General features: G+C 40.4%; 14 protein-coding genes. 6 read left to right on the forward strand and 8 right to left on the reverse strand.

The window, feature by feature from the left end; all coding sequences use genetic code 11:
* Positions 1-72: 72 nt before the first annotated feature.
* Positions 73-1,215, forward strand: a complete 1,143-nt coding sequence (locus OGI71_RS11685; RefSeq protein ID WP_282255630.1) for a TlpA disulfide reductase family protein — start codon at positions 73-75, stop codon at positions 1,213-1,215.
* A gap of 49 nt (positions 1,216-1,264) precedes the next feature.
* Here OGI71_RS11685 and OGI71_RS11690 read toward each other — a convergent pair whose 3' ends face one another.
* Complete coding sequence (locus tag OGI71_RS11690; protein ID WP_282255631.1) at positions 1,265-2,152, reverse strand: radical SAM protein; 888 nt, start codon at positions 2,150-2,152, stop codon at positions 1,265-1,267.
* Between the two features lie 15 nt (positions 2,153-2,167).
* Complete coding sequence (locus tag OGI71_RS11695) at positions 2,168-2,581, reverse strand: GNAT family N-acetyltransferase (RefSeq protein WP_282255632.1); 414 nt, start codon at positions 2,579-2,581, stop codon at positions 2,168-2,170.
* 300 nt (positions 2,582-2,881) lie between these two features.
* Here OGI71_RS11695 and OGI71_RS11700 point away from each other — a divergent pair, with 300 nt between their 5' ends.
* Together OGI71_RS11700 and OGI71_RS11705 are read left to right on the forward strand one after the other, a co-directional pair.
* Positions 2,882-3,718 carry a cold shock domain-containing protein gene (locus OGI71_RS11700; RefSeq protein WP_282255633.1) on the forward strand — a complete coding sequence of 279 codons (837 nt, stop codon included), beginning with the start codon at positions 2,882-2,884 and terminating at the stop codon, positions 3,716-3,718.
* A gap of 170 nt (positions 3,719-3,888) precedes the next feature.
* A complete protein-coding gene (locus OGI71_RS11705) occupies positions 3,889-4,359 on the forward strand; it encodes a hypothetical protein (RefSeq protein ID WP_282255634.1) in 471 nt (156 codons plus the stop codon).
* Between the two features lie 27 nt (positions 4,360-4,386).
* On the opposite strand, the gene OGI71_RS11710 is transcribed toward OGI71_RS11705, so the two are convergent.
* From OGI71_RS11710 to OGI71_RS11720, 3 genes are all read right to left on the reverse strand, one after another.
* A complete protein-coding gene (locus OGI71_RS11710; protein ID WP_282255635.1) occupies positions 4,387-6,153 on the reverse strand; it encodes an alpha-L-fucosidase in 1,767 nt (588 codons plus the stop codon).
* Between the two features lie 33 nt (positions 6,154-6,186).
* On the reverse strand, positions 6,187-7,470 hold the full coding sequence (locus tag OGI71_RS11715; RefSeq protein ID WP_282255637.1) for a Gfo/Idh/MocA family oxidoreductase: 1,284 nt from the start codon (positions 7,468-7,470) through the stop codon (positions 6,187-6,189).
* A 180-nt stretch (positions 7,471-7,650) separates the two neighbouring features.
* Positions 7,651-9,327, reverse strand: coding sequence for an FAD-binding dehydrogenase (locus OGI71_RS11720; RefSeq protein WP_282255638.1), 1,677 nt, complete (start codon positions 9,325-9,327; stop codon positions 7,651-7,653).
* Between the two features lie 300 nt (positions 9,328-9,627).
* Here OGI71_RS11720 and OGI71_RS11725 point away from each other — a divergent pair, with 300 nt between their 5' ends.
* Positions 9,628-10,611, forward strand: a complete 984-nt coding sequence (locus OGI71_RS11725; protein ID WP_282255639.1) for an aldo/keto reductase — start codon at positions 9,628-9,630, stop codon at positions 10,609-10,611.
* 97 nt (positions 10,612-10,708) lie between these two features.
* Here OGI71_RS11725 and OGI71_RS11730 read toward each other — a convergent pair whose 3' ends face one another.
* From OGI71_RS11730 to OGI71_RS11740, 3 genes are read right to left on the reverse strand one after another with little or no spacing between them, the layout of a single operon-like run.
* Positions 10,709-11,692 carry a Gfo/Idh/MocA family oxidoreductase gene (locus OGI71_RS11730; RefSeq protein ID WP_282255640.1) on the reverse strand — a complete coding sequence of 328 codons (984 nt, stop codon included), beginning with the start codon at positions 11,690-11,692 and terminating at the stop codon, positions 10,709-10,711.
* Positions 11,693-11,732: 40 nt separating this feature from the next.
* Entirely contained in the window at positions 11,733-12,215 is a 483-nt protein-coding gene (locus OGI71_RS11735) for a YdeI/OmpD-associated family protein (RefSeq protein WP_282255641.1), read from the reverse strand.
* Between the two features lie 30 nt (positions 12,216-12,245).
* Complete coding sequence (locus tag OGI71_RS11740) at positions 12,246-13,205, reverse strand: aldo/keto reductase (RefSeq protein WP_282255642.1); 960 nt, start codon at positions 13,203-13,205, stop codon at positions 12,246-12,248.
* A 235-nt stretch (positions 13,206-13,440) separates the two neighbouring features.
* Between OGI71_RS11740 and OGI71_RS11745 the strand changes: the two genes are divergently transcribed.
* Together OGI71_RS11745 and OGI71_RS11750 are read left to right on the forward strand one after the other, a co-directional pair.
* Entirely contained in the window at positions 13,441-14,481 is a 1,041-nt protein-coding gene (locus OGI71_RS11745) for a histidine kinase (protein WP_282255643.1), read from the forward strand.
* Positions 14,471-15,196 (forward strand): LytTR family DNA-binding domain-containing protein, encoded by a 726-nt coding sequence (locus OGI71_RS11750; RefSeq protein ID WP_282255644.1) that lies wholly within the window; start codon positions 14,471-14,473, stop codon positions 15,194-15,196. The genes OGI71_RS11745 and OGI71_RS11750 overlap by 11 nt, the downstream gene beginning before the upstream one ends.
* Positions 15,197-15,297 lie beyond the last annotated feature (101 nt).

The raw sequence follows: 15,297 nt of genomic DNA on the forward strand, positions 1-15,297 counted from the left end.
TGAAACAATTAAAAAGATTAACCATAGGTAGTTAATCAAATATTTTTATTAATTTAGAATAAACATTTAATTATGAGCAGGCCTATTTTCGTTTTCATCCTCACCTTTTTGGCAATCAGCAATGGCTATAGCCAAAACATCCGGTTAAAATTTAAAGTCTATACTGATACCTTACCAGTATATGGCTACGTATTGATGGATGAACATGTCTTCAAAACGGAAATTAAAAATGGAACTGGTGAGTTTGTCATAAACAAGATTCTTGATAAAGGGCATTTCAATTTTGCGCAATTAGCTCTATCAGACAGCGCATTCACAAACCGAGAGGATTTCTCCGGTTTTTTCCGTAGACATCAAATTTTTCCACCAAACTTTTTTTATTCTCTTATTATAGATTCTAGTGATCTAACGATGGATATAGATATAAAGACACATCACTTAAAAGTATATGGAAGCGATTTGAACAAGCAATTTATTGAATTTGAAACCATCGCAAAGAGTCTCGATTTAACCCATATTCCAGCTATGAGCGAACAGGTCGTAAGTGACAACAATAGAATAATACAATTCTTACAAGTTTTCGCAAGCTATCCGGCAAATAAGCTCAGTGAAGAGCATCTCATATTTCTCCTAGAAAACCCTGGCTTCTCTTTTTACAACTCTAGTACTGTATTCCAAAATAAAGATTCGATTTATCAGCTTATTCAGTTATTGAAGAAAGAAAACTCACCATATTTCGATAGCGAACGAGTCCTAAAAAAATATCAGGGTATGGTTGCATTATATGAACCGAAAGAAAATGTGATTGTCCCTAGTTTTCTCATAACAAATGCAAGCGGACAATCAAAATATATTAAGGAGCTTTACAACAGTACCGATTACCTAATCATTGATTTTTGGGGCACATGGTGCGGCCCATGTATAGCTCAGCACCCTGAGCTACAGCGTATCGTTAATGCGTATAAAGATAACGGAAAATTTAAATTTGTAGGTATAGCTGTTAATGACAAATTTGCAAGCTGGAAGCAGTATTTAGAAAAACATGTGTATACCTATGAAAACTACATATTCCAAGATAGGGATTACACCAACCTTCGAAAGGAATTGGGTATATATTCATTTCCACGCTATGTTATTGTCAATACAAAGGAAAACAAGGTTGTCCGATCCAATTTTCAGATCAATCAACTTCGTGACATATTAAATACATTGTAACTATAATAATGGGACTCAGCAAAATGGGGAGCAAACTGTAATAAAGCGATCAACACAAAAGACTATCCCGCAACCCATATTGTGAACACAACGTTTTAGCCTTATCTGTAAAAGCGTGACGATAGTAAACTGGTAATTTACCATCTGCGCCAAATAAACGCTGATACTTTTGTATTAGATGCGGATAATGCTTTTCAATAGCACGCATGACCAAGGCTCTATTATCCGCTGGATCACTCCCATATAAAGCAAGGGTGGCAGGAAAAATATAGCTGGCACCAATAGCCTGAAAAGTCTGAAATAGCAGTTCCAGGCTCGCTCCAGTATCCGATATATAGGGCAACAGTGGCATCAGACTGACTCCACTATGGAGTCCGTGTTCACGCGCTTGCCTTAATGCTTCCAATCGTAGTGAGGGCAATGGGGCTCCGGGCTCAAAAATCTGGGCGACACGATCATCTATAGTCGAAAATGAAAAGGTAACAAAAGCCTTATGTTCTAATCTCGACTGAAGATCTTTAGGAAGTATTGCTTCTGCATCAATCCGTTTCAACAAATCAAAATCTCGGGTAACTAAGTCCGACTTCGTAATAATATGCACCGGAAAACGATAGTGCAGGATGACTTCCAATGACTGTCTGGTAAGCAATTCGGTCTGTTCCATTTGCAGATAAGGATCCGTTACAGAAGAAAGGACAATAATTCCATATTGTTTTTTACGCGCACGTAATGCCAACTGCTTTTCCAGCAATTCGACAGCATTGCCCTTCATACTCAGCTTTTCAGCCATGTTGATTCCGTACTTACTTCCCCGGATATAACAATACAAACAATTAAAAGAGCAACCACTGTAGGGATTCAACGTATAATCATCAAGAAACCAAGGATCTCTTCGTTTTGTCTTATTGAGGATAGATTTCGCAATTATACGATGCATAATAGCCTATTCATTTTAAAACTTTCTACCCATACCTCTTGATGCAGGCCACACTTCCTTAAAACCATATTGCGCATAGAGCTGGAAAGCAGAACCATCAGCGATCAGACTGACATAGCAGCTATCTGGCAGGTTCGAATCCATGTATTCATCAAGTTTCTGCATAATCAGTTTTCCAAGCCCTTTTTTCTGATGTTCGGGGAGCACACAGATGTCAACGACCTGGCAATGGCAAGCACCATCGCCAACGATCCTACCCATACCTACTATTTCATTGTCGTTGTCCCCATCCAAAATAGCCACACAGCATAAGGAATTTTCCATTCCTAGACGTGCAGCTTCGTCCGTTTTTGGAGATAACCCGGACTGTTGTCTTAAAAATTGATAGCGTTTATAATCTATCTTCTGATATACGGCTTGATAATGCATAGTAAAATGATGAGTTTATTATTTATGAAATTATTCATAATAATACATTTTTCAAAACCGCATTAATTATACACTAAAGAAAAATACATAAATAATTATTGGCAAATATGAATTTCAGTCATGGATCAATGGGCTATATATCTATAAATTACTTCAACTGACTTGTTTTCGTTGTATCTTAACAACCAGAAAAATCATCTCAAAAGAACTAATGCATTAAAAAAATCTCTTTATTCATCGGATAATCGCAAATATTTAATTTTCAATGCATAATAAATATTTTTCATTACCTTTATAGCATTGAAACAAAACTCAACACCAGCCATGTTTATCGGCGCTGTCAAATGGTTCGACAATAACAAAGGATTTGGTACCCTTGCGTTACCTTCCGGAGAAGAACTCTTTGTGCATATACGCAGGTTTAAAATCCCTCCAGAGCATATTATCCAGCCTGGTGAGGTAATTGTCGGAGACAAGAAATCGGATCCCAAGCGGAACGGTTACTTAGCCCACAACTGTAAAATCCTCAAAAGGCCTGAAGATTGGAAATTCGTTATCTCCCTTCTGGACAAGGATCATACCGTACTCATCCCCGATAACCACGGCCACGAGCAAAAGCACAACCTCACCTCATTAGCAGCAAGACAATTACTACGAACCCAGGGCAAAGACAATGTAGTTTCTATGTTGACTTCTCACTTTGATTTCCGGTTCGACTGTTCCATTTTCTTGGCTTATGCCGAACTACTTGACAAAAGCATTTCGGGCACCTTCGAAAAAGAAACGGCAACTGAGCTTCTCTCTCAGGTATTTAAATACTTCGGAAACCATGTCTCACATCAGATTCTATTTCGGGTATGGAAAGAAAGAATGTTCAGATATATCGGCTATCCAGCTGATGGTGACTATGAGATTCCTGAAGAAGTGCTGAATCTAAACGCAACGGAGATCAATTATGATGATTTAGCAAGAATCAGAGACTACAGTTTTGGTAAATCCTTCTGTAACGAATTTGTAGAGGCTTTATTTGATGATATAGAAACAATGGACAAAGGGGATATCGAGCCTCTGATCCCCTATATTGATTTCCTTGAAAACGAAGACTCTATTGAGAAAATTAATCTGATTATGCAGTAAGATAAATTAGAGCAGCATAGCGGGCTCGATAATAGAAGAAATCCTTGAAAACTTACAGAAGAATTAAATCAAGAAGAAAATAAATAAAACAACAGGCTTTCAAATATTAAGATAAACAGGTAATTTGGTTAAAACACGAATAAAGCCACAAGATTAACTAAATTATTATAATGCAAGAATTGTTTTATACATTACTATTTCAACAGCTATCCGATTATTTCTATTTAATAGACTCTTTCCGTAACGACGATGATTTTATAGCAACCTTGCTCCTCATGGGCTCACTTGTCTTTCTGGCACTCGCGGTGATAAGCATCCTTCTTGGCTTACTTTTTATCATAACAATCGTCCTACTCATTAGTGCCGGCATTATTTCAACATCTGTTATCGTCGGATTACAACAGCGGTCAATAACCAAAGGTTTCAAAACCCTATTTCTTTCCTCAGCCATATTGGGCAGCAGTATTGTTTCCGTTATATTTTGCATTTTCCTAAATGCAGTTTATGACTGGAGCAGCAATAACATGGCTATGCTAATCGGCCTCGTCCTAGGGATTATTTTGGGTACAGGCCTAGGCTTACTTGCCTTTAAAGCGATGGCCGGACTAATCCGGTTTTTGACGAGTAAGTACCGAAAGTAATACCCATCTTCGCAAATCCCCCCTTTCCTATTCCACATATTTAAACCGAAGCGCAGTCAGACTCGCTTTATCACCATCACCTTCGATCAACGAAACAGTTATTTTATATCGTCCGGCATTTTCAAATTTCATCCAGCCCCAGGGATACCAGTTATAGACATGCGCCGACTCTTGTTGGTTTTGAACAACCTCGCCCGCTGAGTTTTCAATACGCCATACCATCCTTCCTTCGCCTGCATAATTCATATCTACCTGATAATAACCAGGCTTTTTGACAGCTATTTCATAGGAGAACTTACTTTTTTCTGTCCATTTACTGACCTGAACAACATGCTTCCATTCGCCAAATTTCTCCACCCAGGATTTCCCTTCTTTAGTACAGCTCTCCACCTCTCCAAAATCAACTGGGATAACGGTTTCCAGTGCTGGATCAACCCCCAGCATTTTTTCGACCTGAGGTGTACCGTTTAACTTAACTTCGATGACAGATACCATCTTTTCGGGAGCAACTTTCGGAATATCAATTTTAAGCCAATCCTTTTCAAGTGTATAATTCAATTTTTCTTGATCTTTCGAACCCCGGAGTTTAACGGACTGAACACCCTTGGTCAAACCCGGAACGTATAAGGTTCCATCTGCAGGCCAATGATAAACCAGTAAGGAAATACGATCTCCCTGTACGGTGGCATCGCCCCAAGGTAGCGCATGTCCCCAGGGTGATGCTTGCGCACCATAAACCGTTTCGGGATAACGCTTGATCCAAGCACCTGCATTGCGCAGAGCCAAAGCCGCCTGATCCGGAATAGAACCATCCGGTTTTGGACCTACATTCAGCATGTATGTCCCCCCACGTGCGACAGTTGATAGTGTACGCTGTAATATCTCCTGGCTACTCTTCCAATTATTGTCATACCAAGCATAACCCCAGGAATCGTTGGTCACATCAACCGTTTCCCAAATGCCATCCACATTTTCCCTAGGTACTTCCATATCACCAAGAGTAGAATAATCTCCCAGCCCATGCCCTACCCTTCCTGACACATAGGCTCCCGGTTGATTCTTGTGTACCAGTTCAACAAGCTTCTGTGCGTATTTTTTATCCATTCCACCCGGCGTATCAAACCATACCAGTTCAATAGGACCATAACCTGTTGTAATTTGCTGCACTTCGGGATAGCATTTCTCCCAAAAGTAATCGTCAAAAGATTTCACTTTCCCCTGTGCATCCATCTTGGGTCCACCGTTTCCACCGGGATATGTCCAATCCTGATTTTGAGAATAATAAAATCCAAAACCGATGCCGCCTTCTTTACAAGCTTTAGCTAACTCAATCATAGGATCTCGTTTAAAATCCGTCGCATCGACAATATTGAATGGATTCACTTTCGAATGAAACATCGAAAATCCGTCATGGTGTTTACTGGTAATAACGATATAACGCATTCCAGCATCTTTTGCCAGCTTTACGATCGCTTTGGCATCAAAGTGATCCGGATGAAAGGAAGATGCTGCCAACTGATATTCCGCAGGTGAAATATTCGCCATACTCTTGTTCATAAGCCATTCTCCGATTCCATAATAGGTTTTTCCCTGCCATTTATTTGCTAATTGGGAATAGATACCCCAATGAACAAATAAGGCATATTTTCCTTCTCGAAACAGCTTTCCCCTATCTTTTGAAACAGTATTTTTCCCGCCAGCACCATCCCACATCTCTTCCATTCGTTGCGCAAGGGCCCCTTGTGTGCACAATATGCTGATCACTGTCCCCCATACGATCTTTTTAAAACTCATCTATAAAAACTTTTGATACATCTGGGTACAACATTATACCTTAGGCATACTATACCCATTTTGATAACTTTTAGCTAGATAGCGATCTGCCTCCCTATCATTGAACGTTCGCTTATTTTTATCCCAAAACAATTTTTTCTTGCTGCGATAAGCAATGTTTCCCATTTGAGAGAAAATGGCAATATGGGCACCCGCTTCGATCGGTGCATGAAGTCCTTCACTGGATTTATTCCGAACTGCCGTTATAAAATTGACCATATGTTTGTCTAGCCCATTATCTTTTGAAGGTTGAAAAGCAACAGCTTCCATACGTCCTTTTTCAGGTATAACCTCCCAGCCTTCACGATTGACAACCAACGTACCATTATTACCGATAAAAGCGACACCATGTGTTTTTTGATAAGGACCAAGATCTATTCCTGTTGCCTGTTCCCATTGCACATTGAATCCATCAAACTCATACACTGTGGTTAAACTATCCGGTGTTTCGGCTGCATCATCGGGATAAGCAAACTTTCCTCCGGCAGCCATAATCGATACCGGATCAGAAACCTTCATCCCGATCAAGGCATAATCCAACATATGGACTCCCCAATCTGTCATCAAGCCACCCGCATAGTCCCAGTACCACCTAAAGTTGAAATGGAAACGATTGGAATTGAAAGCCCTTTTTGGAGCTGGTCCCAGCCACTTGTCATAATGAACACCTGCAGGAACGGCAGCATCTGCCAACACAGGAATACTCTTCATCCAACCTTGATAAGCCCAAGCCTTGACCAAACGGATTTTACCCAGTTTTCCACCATGTACAAATGCCATGGCATCTCTGAAATGCTGTTGACTACGTTGCCATTGCCCCACCTGTACAACACGATTATATTTTTTCGCAGCGGCAACCATGACTTCACATTCCCGAATGGAATTTCCAATAGGCTTTTCAACATATACATCCTTGCCTGCTGCAACAGCATCTATCATCTGTAGGCAATGCCAATGGTCTGGTGTGGCTATGATAACAACATCCACATCAGTTGCTTTGAGCAAATCTTTATAATCAATATAGGTTTTGACTGTAATATTCCGTTTTTTTAATTCCCCCACTCGGCTGCTGAGTATATTTTCATCTACATCGCAAAGTGCTGTACATTGGACACCGGGGACTTTCAATATCGCATTTAGATTGGACCAGCCCATACCGTTTACACCAATCAGTCCAACACGGATAAGTTCTGATTGAAAACCGAAAACACGCGTATTGGCAAATAGTGTTAAGGCAGTAAGAATCCCTGCATTACGGATAAAATCTTTTCTTTTCATTGCTTAGTTTAGTTTGGTTTATTTTGATTTTGCTCTACTATCTTTTTAGTAAAGACGATTCATGCAGCACTTTCCCTAGAAATAACTAATATAAGATTTAATCTTGAAGATTAGGCAAAATAAGGATAATCCCTATTTCATCTTTTAAGGTTTTGGTAGCATTAACGAGAAATTATTGGGTTATGGGCGATGGGCTTTACCTGCAATATGTTTTCCCGCTTTCATCCCAGAAAAAATACAACCACCCAAAAATGTCCCTTCCAGGGCTCTGTATCCGTGCATACCACCGCCTCCAAAACCTGCCACCTCACCAACGGCATACAATCCTTCGATAGTATCATCGTTTATCGTCAAGACCTGTGCGTCAAGATTGGTTTTAAGCCCACCCAATGTCTTACGCGTCAATACATGGAGCCGTACGGCAATCAAAGGTCCATTCTTTGGGTCCAATATCTTATGCGGAGGTGAAACCCGGCCTAATCTATCGCCAAGATATTTCCGCGTACTACGGATATAATTTACCTGCGTATCTTTGGAGAATTTGTTATCCAATTCCCGATCTCTTGCTACGATCAGTGATTCAATAGATTCATAATTTAACAGCTCATCTCCAGACAGGAGGTTCATCTTACGTATCAATTCCGATAATGTATCTGAAACGATAAAATCTACTCCATTCTCCTTAAATGCTTCAACTGGGCCGGGGGCCTTTTTACCAAAAATTCGTTTGAGGAAGAGTTTATAATCCCTGTTGGTGATATCTGGGTTTTGTTCGGATCCAGAAAGTGCAAATTCTTTTTTTATGATCTTTTGTGTGAGAATAAACCAGGAATATGAATAGCCACTATCTTGTATATGTTTTAGGGTACCCAAGGTATCAAATCCCGGTAAGAATGGTGCTGGAAGTCTATTTCCTTTTGCATCAAACCAAAGTGAGGAGGGCCCCGGAAGGATACGGATACCATGATTGGGCCAAATCGGATTCCAGTTCTGAATACCCTCTGTATAATGCCACATACGGTCTTTATTGATCGTGTGTGCTCCGACTTCTTCGGCTATACCGATCATCTGTCCATCTACATAGGCCGGAACCCCTGAGATCATATGTATCGGCGCTTTTCCCAATCGTTCAGGCCAATTCTTCCGGACTAGCTCGTGGTTGGCTCCAAGCCCCCCTGAAGCAATGATAACATCTGGAGCATAGTATTCAAATGTATCGATGACGTTTCTATTGGTCGCTACCCCTCTTTGCTTATCATCAGCTTCTAAAATATCGCCGGATACTCCAGTTACAGTGTTATTTTCCGTTAGTAGCTTCGTCACGCGATGCCTAAATTTAAATTGCAATAGTCCGCTTTTTTCGGCAGCATAAGCTTTTTCTACAAATGGCCTGACCACCCCTGTTCCAGTTCCCCAACTCACATGGAATCTGGGAACCGAATTGCCATGACCAGAAGCACTGCCATCTCCGCGCTCGGCCCAGCCTACCATAAACATGAATTTAATCCCCAGCTTGGTTACATAGGCGTATTTCTCACTGGCAGCAAATTTCAAATAGGCCTCTGCCCATTGACGGGGCCAATAATCTTCGGTTCGATCAAAACCTGCGGTACCAAACCAGTCTTGCTGCGCCAGCTCCAGGGAGTCTTTGATTCCCATGCGGCGTTGTTGTGGTGAATTGATAAGAAATAGACCTCCAAATGACCAAAAGGCCTGCCCACCAATATTTTCTTCGGTTTCCTGATCCAGTAAAAGCACCTTCTTTCCAGCATTGGTAATTTCCATAGCCGCAGTTAATCCCGCTAGACCAGTCCCGATAATGATGGCATCAGGTTTAAATTGTTGTTCTATCCGCATACTGTTTATATCAATGGATTCGATTTTCTTTACGGCTTCTTGTACCTAAGTTCATTTTTGGTTCCCTTAAATTTACTAGTTTCTGTTCTGATGTACAAAGAGAAATAAAATTCAACCTGTGAAAAAGGAATACAAACTATAATTAAAATTATACACAAATACAATTTAACTTATTTTAATGATAGAAAATACTATTCTACCTTTGTTGCATCACAAACTCAAATAATAATATTGAGTAATTCACTCCTTTTTGATTTGATGAAAATATGCAGCGGGTAACAAAGGTTAAAATAACAAAATATGGAATACAGAAAATTAGGAAAAACAGATTTAGAACTTTCAGCAATTACCTATGGTGCTTTCGCTATTGGTGGAAACATGTGGGGTGGTAATGAGAAAAAAGACTCCATCGAGTCTGTTAAGGCTTCCATCGATCATGGTGTTACCACCTTAGATACAGCTCCTTTCTACGGCTTCGGTTTAAGTGAGGAGATGATAGGCGAAGCGATAAAGGGTTACGATAGGTCTAAAATTCAGTTGTTGACCAAATTTGGGTTGGTATGGGACGGAAGTAATCAAGGTAAAGGTGAATTTTTCTTTGATGCTGAGGAAAAGGGCAAAACTATCCCAGTTTACAAGTATGCCTCCAAAGCTAGTGTGCTCAAAGAAGTCGAAGACAGCCTAAGACGCCTGCAAACGGACTATATAGACTTATTGCAAATCCATTGGCCAGACAGTACCACAGCCATTGCTGAAACAATGGAAGCCTTAGATCTGCTTTTGCAGCAGGGAAAAATCCGTGCAGCGGGTGTAAGCAACTATAGTGTCGAACAAGTCTCGGAAGCTCAGAATTCAATCCAAATCGCGAGCAATCAGGTCGGTTACAGTATGCTAAACCGAGGTATTGAGCAAGATCTGGTACCTTATGCACAACAACATGATTTGGGCATTATTGTTTACAGCCCGATGGAACGTGGCCTGCTTACAGGCAAATACTTTAATGAAGGTAAATTGAAAGACAATGATCACCGCAACGGCTACTTTCAGCAATTTGATCTCAAAAAGGTAAAAACCTTCTTAGATACCATTACTCCAGTGGCAGCTGACAAGGGCGTCAGTGTTTCACAACTCGTGTTACGCTGGACCAGTCTACAACCGGCAATCACTGTTGTATTGGCAGGCGCCAGAAATGCTGAACAGGCTATTGCAAATGCAGAAGCTACAGCAATCAATCTCACTAGAGATGAACTATCATTTATCGATACAGCCTTGTCTAAGATTTAAAATTTAGGCACCTAAAAAGAACTCTTATAACAGTACGTCTCTTCAGAATTGTCCTGTTATAAGAGTTAAAATCTATTGCTGGCCTACCCCTAGTCACTTATTTTGTCTTAGCAAAACAATCAATGATTTTCATTAGAGTCAGCGCTTCCTCGATCGGAGCAGGATTTGGCCCATTACCTTCAAAAAAGGCAACTGTACTCGCGATCATTGGATATTGTATATGCTCAGGATGCTCAAATACGAATTCTTTTTCTCCCTGATCAGATCTTAATAAGATGGAATTGCCAAATATTGAAAAGGTGATTTTTCCCTGGCTACCTACAATTTCACAGCTATCTATATTATCTTCTGATCGGATATTAAAACACCAGCTCCCGTTAAAGATGATCTGATTCTCAAACACTATGGTACCAGTTGTTTGATCAGCAACATCACTTGCAGCATCCTGAATTTGGCTAAATCCATTATAAGAAATAGGCGCACCAAAGAAATAAAGCATTAGATCCAATTGATGTGGTGCAAGATCAAAAAAATATCCACCACCCGATATCGCAGGATCTGTACGCCAGTCTGCTGCACCTTTAGTCACCAATTCCGGCGCCCGGCTCTGCCATAATCGAAGTTGAACGGTTCGGATAGCTCCTATCTGTCCTGCCTCTAGCAATTCTTTTACTTTGAGAAACAAGGGTAATTGTCTTCGGTAATGCGCAACGACGAGCTTGCCACTTGTTTTTCTAACAGCCGCTAACAACAATGCGGCTTCATCCGCATTTAATGTAACAGGTTTCTCCACATAAACATTCTTTCCGGCTTCTAGCGCCTTCAATGCATAGTCATAATGCGAAGATGGTGGAGTCGCAATATAAATAGCATTCAATGCCGGATTGTCCAACAAGTCCTCGACCTTCGAATACCAATTGGCAACTTGGTGTCTCCGAGCATAATCGGCGGCTTTTGTAGCGTCTCTGCGCATCACAGCAAGTAATTGACTATCTTTAACCTTATTGAATGCCGGTCCGCTCTTTTTCTCTGTCACATCACCGCAGCCAATGATCCCCCATCTTACCTTTGTATTTTCCATGCTATTTTTTATGATCTAATCCTTCAATAAATCTTTTTTATCAGGGTTTTTCACGCCCAATAAATCGATTGTTACCAAGCAAAAATCCGATTGCTTTTTCAATATTTTTATGCCGGCTGTCCTCGGTCTTTAAAAAAGAAATATAACGGATAATCTCTTTTCTTTTTGATGGTGCTAAACGATCAAAGACTGTTTTGGCGGCTTCATTTTCCGCCAATGCCTGCTCAAGTTCGGGGTGCGGAACCAAGCTTCGGTCCGTCGGATCAAAAACAACGGATAATTCCAAGATTTCACCAATTCGTTTAGGTGAATTTGGCAAGATCTCCGTATTGATATACAATCGCCATGCTCCCTGATAACGCAACAAAGTCTGTTTGTAATCTTTCCCATTTACCATTCCTTTAATAGGTATATATCCCTTGTTGACCCCAGCTTCTTCAAAGAGTCGGTGTAATACATCATCGGGAACAAAAACAAAAGGATTGATTCCTATGAGTTCCAGTTTGGCTTTAAAGACCGACATAGGCGTTGAAATTTACCATCCAGCAAAAAATTAAGTTGTAGCAAGAATATGTGCTATCTGATTGAGTTCCGAAGTACTAAAGCTCAAATTGTCGAGCGATCTTAACGAATCAGTCAACTGTTCGCTGTTTCGTGCTCCGACCAAAACCGAGGTCAGGCGTTCGTCTTTCAATAACCATGCAATTGCCATTTGGGCCAGCGATTGTCCGCGTTGCAATGCCAGTTCGTTCAAAGCAGACAATTTTGTTATCAGATCGGGTGTAATTGCAGTACTCTTTAAAAAATGTTCTTTTGCGGCCCGAGACTCTGTTGGAATATTACCTTGTAAATATTTATTGGTCAGTAATCCCTGCGCCAACGGGGAGAAAGCAATCATGCCCACCCCTTCCTCGTCCAGCACTTCCAATAACCCATCCTCTGGGGTACGTACCAACATCGAGTACTTCGGTTGATGGATCAGACAAGGGCATCTAAGATCCTGTAATATAGCAATTGCCTTCTTTGCTAAATCCGCGGGGTAGTTTGATAAACCGACATAGAGGGCTTTCCCCTGTCGTACAATATCACTCAATGCACCCATCGTTTCTTCGAGTGGTGTCTGCGGGTCAGGCCTGTGATGATAGAAAATATCAATATAGTCAAGTTTTAGACGTTTTAAGCTCTGATGAAGGCTTGCCATCAAATATTTACGGCTCCCCCAATCGCCATAGGGTCCATCCCACATGGTGTATCCCGCTTTGGTAGACAGCAAAAGTTCGTCCCGATGTCCATCAAAATCTGAGCTCAGTATAGCGCCAAAATTTCGCTCCGCGCTACCGGGAGGTGGGCCATAATTATTGGCGAGGTCAAAATGTGTGATACCATTGTCAAAAGCCGTACGTAGGGTCTGCCTAAACACTTCTTTCTGATCGATATCACCAAAATTTTGCCACAGGCCAAGGGAAATTGCCGGAAGCTGGATACCACTTTTTCCACATCGCCTGTAAGGCATTATAGTATATCGGTTTGGATTGAATGTCACGTTATCAAGTTTATGTATGCAAAATACAAAACTATTTTGAAGAGTCTATGCAATTGCAACAGTCAATCTAATCGAAATATTTCGATACACAACAATTTGAATTAAAATTTATACCATTCCTCTCAACAGATACCATGCTAGTATCACAAATATTTTTATATTTTTGACTATAGTCCAATAATAGCACAACTTTAAGAACGTCCCCATGATCAGTAGATTCTTTAGAAAATTCTATTTACATATTGCGATATGGATCATTCTGCTCTTACTGCCTTTTATTACTTATCTTTATCAACCCGATAAAATCGCTGATTTTAAAATCTATTCGGCACTATCCCATCTGGCCAATATCATCTTTCTGGCAAGCAATTTTTATCTTCTTTGTTACCTCGTCGCACCGAAATATTTCTTTGGTCGCCGAAAGATGCTCATCCTATTGATTGCATTAGGCTTCGCCACATATGTCATGCTCAATTATGCAATCGTCTATTTCAATCCCAATGGGGAATTAGCTCATTTTAAAAAGGAGAATATACTATTTGTGCGACTCGTTGTAGGCCCAGGGATTATCTACTCACTTTGTATGATCACCTCGTCCATGATTTTTCTTTATAATGAACAGGCCAGACAAAAGGAACTTAATAAACAAATTGCATTAGAAAAGACAACTGCCGAACTGACTATTTTGAAACTTCAGATCAGTCCACATTTTTTATTTAATACGCTCAACAATATTCGTTGGCTGATCCGCAAACAGTCACCCGATTCCGAGGGGACAATAGTCAAGCTCTCCGAAATGCTACGCTACATCCTTTATGAAGTTGATGGGCCAAAGGTCGAACTTTTCAAAGAAATTGATCATATGCGCAATTTCATTGCTTTACAGACATTAAGGCTTCCCATTGCGGGTGAAGTTGATCTAAAAATAGAAAGCACCCTCAAGAATAGAATGATCCCACCGCTATTATTTATTCATTTTGTAGAAAATGCTTTCAAATACGGAGTAGATAGTAAAAATAGCCCATACATCCAGTTTCAATTCGTAGATATTCCGGGAGGGCTTATTTTTAAATCGGTCAATAAAATATTACAATATACTGAGCACCGGCCAAATGAAGGGATCGGATTGGCGAATGTGAAACGACGATTACAGTTGCTTTATCCCAACCGCCATGACCTCAAGATCAAAAGGACAGCAGACGACTATTTTGAAGTTGCACTCAGATTAATGACAGATGAAGATTAAATGTATACTCATTGACGACGAACCATTCGCTCTTAATTTGCTGGAGGACGATCTGTTGAGTTTTGACCAAATTGAAATTCTACAAAAATTTCATGCCCCTGTAGATGTTGTTGACTACCTGAAGAACCATTCGGTCGATCTCATTTTTCTGGACATCCAGATGCCGGAACAACTAGGAACACAATTTGTCAGGGATCTCGAAGATCCACCGTTAATCATATTTACAACAGCCTATCATCAATATGCTGTTGAGGGATTTGAGTTAAATGCAGTAGATTATCTTTTGAAGCCTATTTCAAAAGAACGGCTCACGGCTGCGATTCGAAAAGTAGCAGATATTATGACACTACGCAACAAACATGTTGTTGAAAAAGACCATATTGTTGTGCATGTAGAATATAAAAAAACCAAGATCTTTCTCCACGAAATCAGTTATATCGAAGGTTTAAAAGACTATGTAAAAATCTATTTGGTTGACCGGCCGGTTCCACTGCTAACCCGGAGCAATTTACGTGGTATGGAAAAATTATTGCCAACGGGGAACTTCCTCCGAATACATAATTCCTTTATCGTCAACAAAAATAGGATCGAACATTGCACAGTTGCAAAACTTACATTACCTGAAGTGGAACTGCCGATTGGCAAAAAATATGTCAAAAATATGGAGCAGTTTCAGACAAAAGGGCCAGCGAGCAAAGATAACAGCATTCGATAATGGCCATTCGTCTACACATTAGGCCCGTCGGTCTACAGATGATTGTGTAGAATAAAAATCATTTACAAATTTGCTTGGGGTCAATTTGTCCAACGCCGGCT

Source organism: Sphingobacterium sp. ML3W, from assembly GCF_029542085.1.
Taxonomy (GTDB): domain Bacteria; phylum Bacteroidota; class Bacteroidia; order Sphingobacteriales; family Sphingobacteriaceae; genus Sphingobacterium.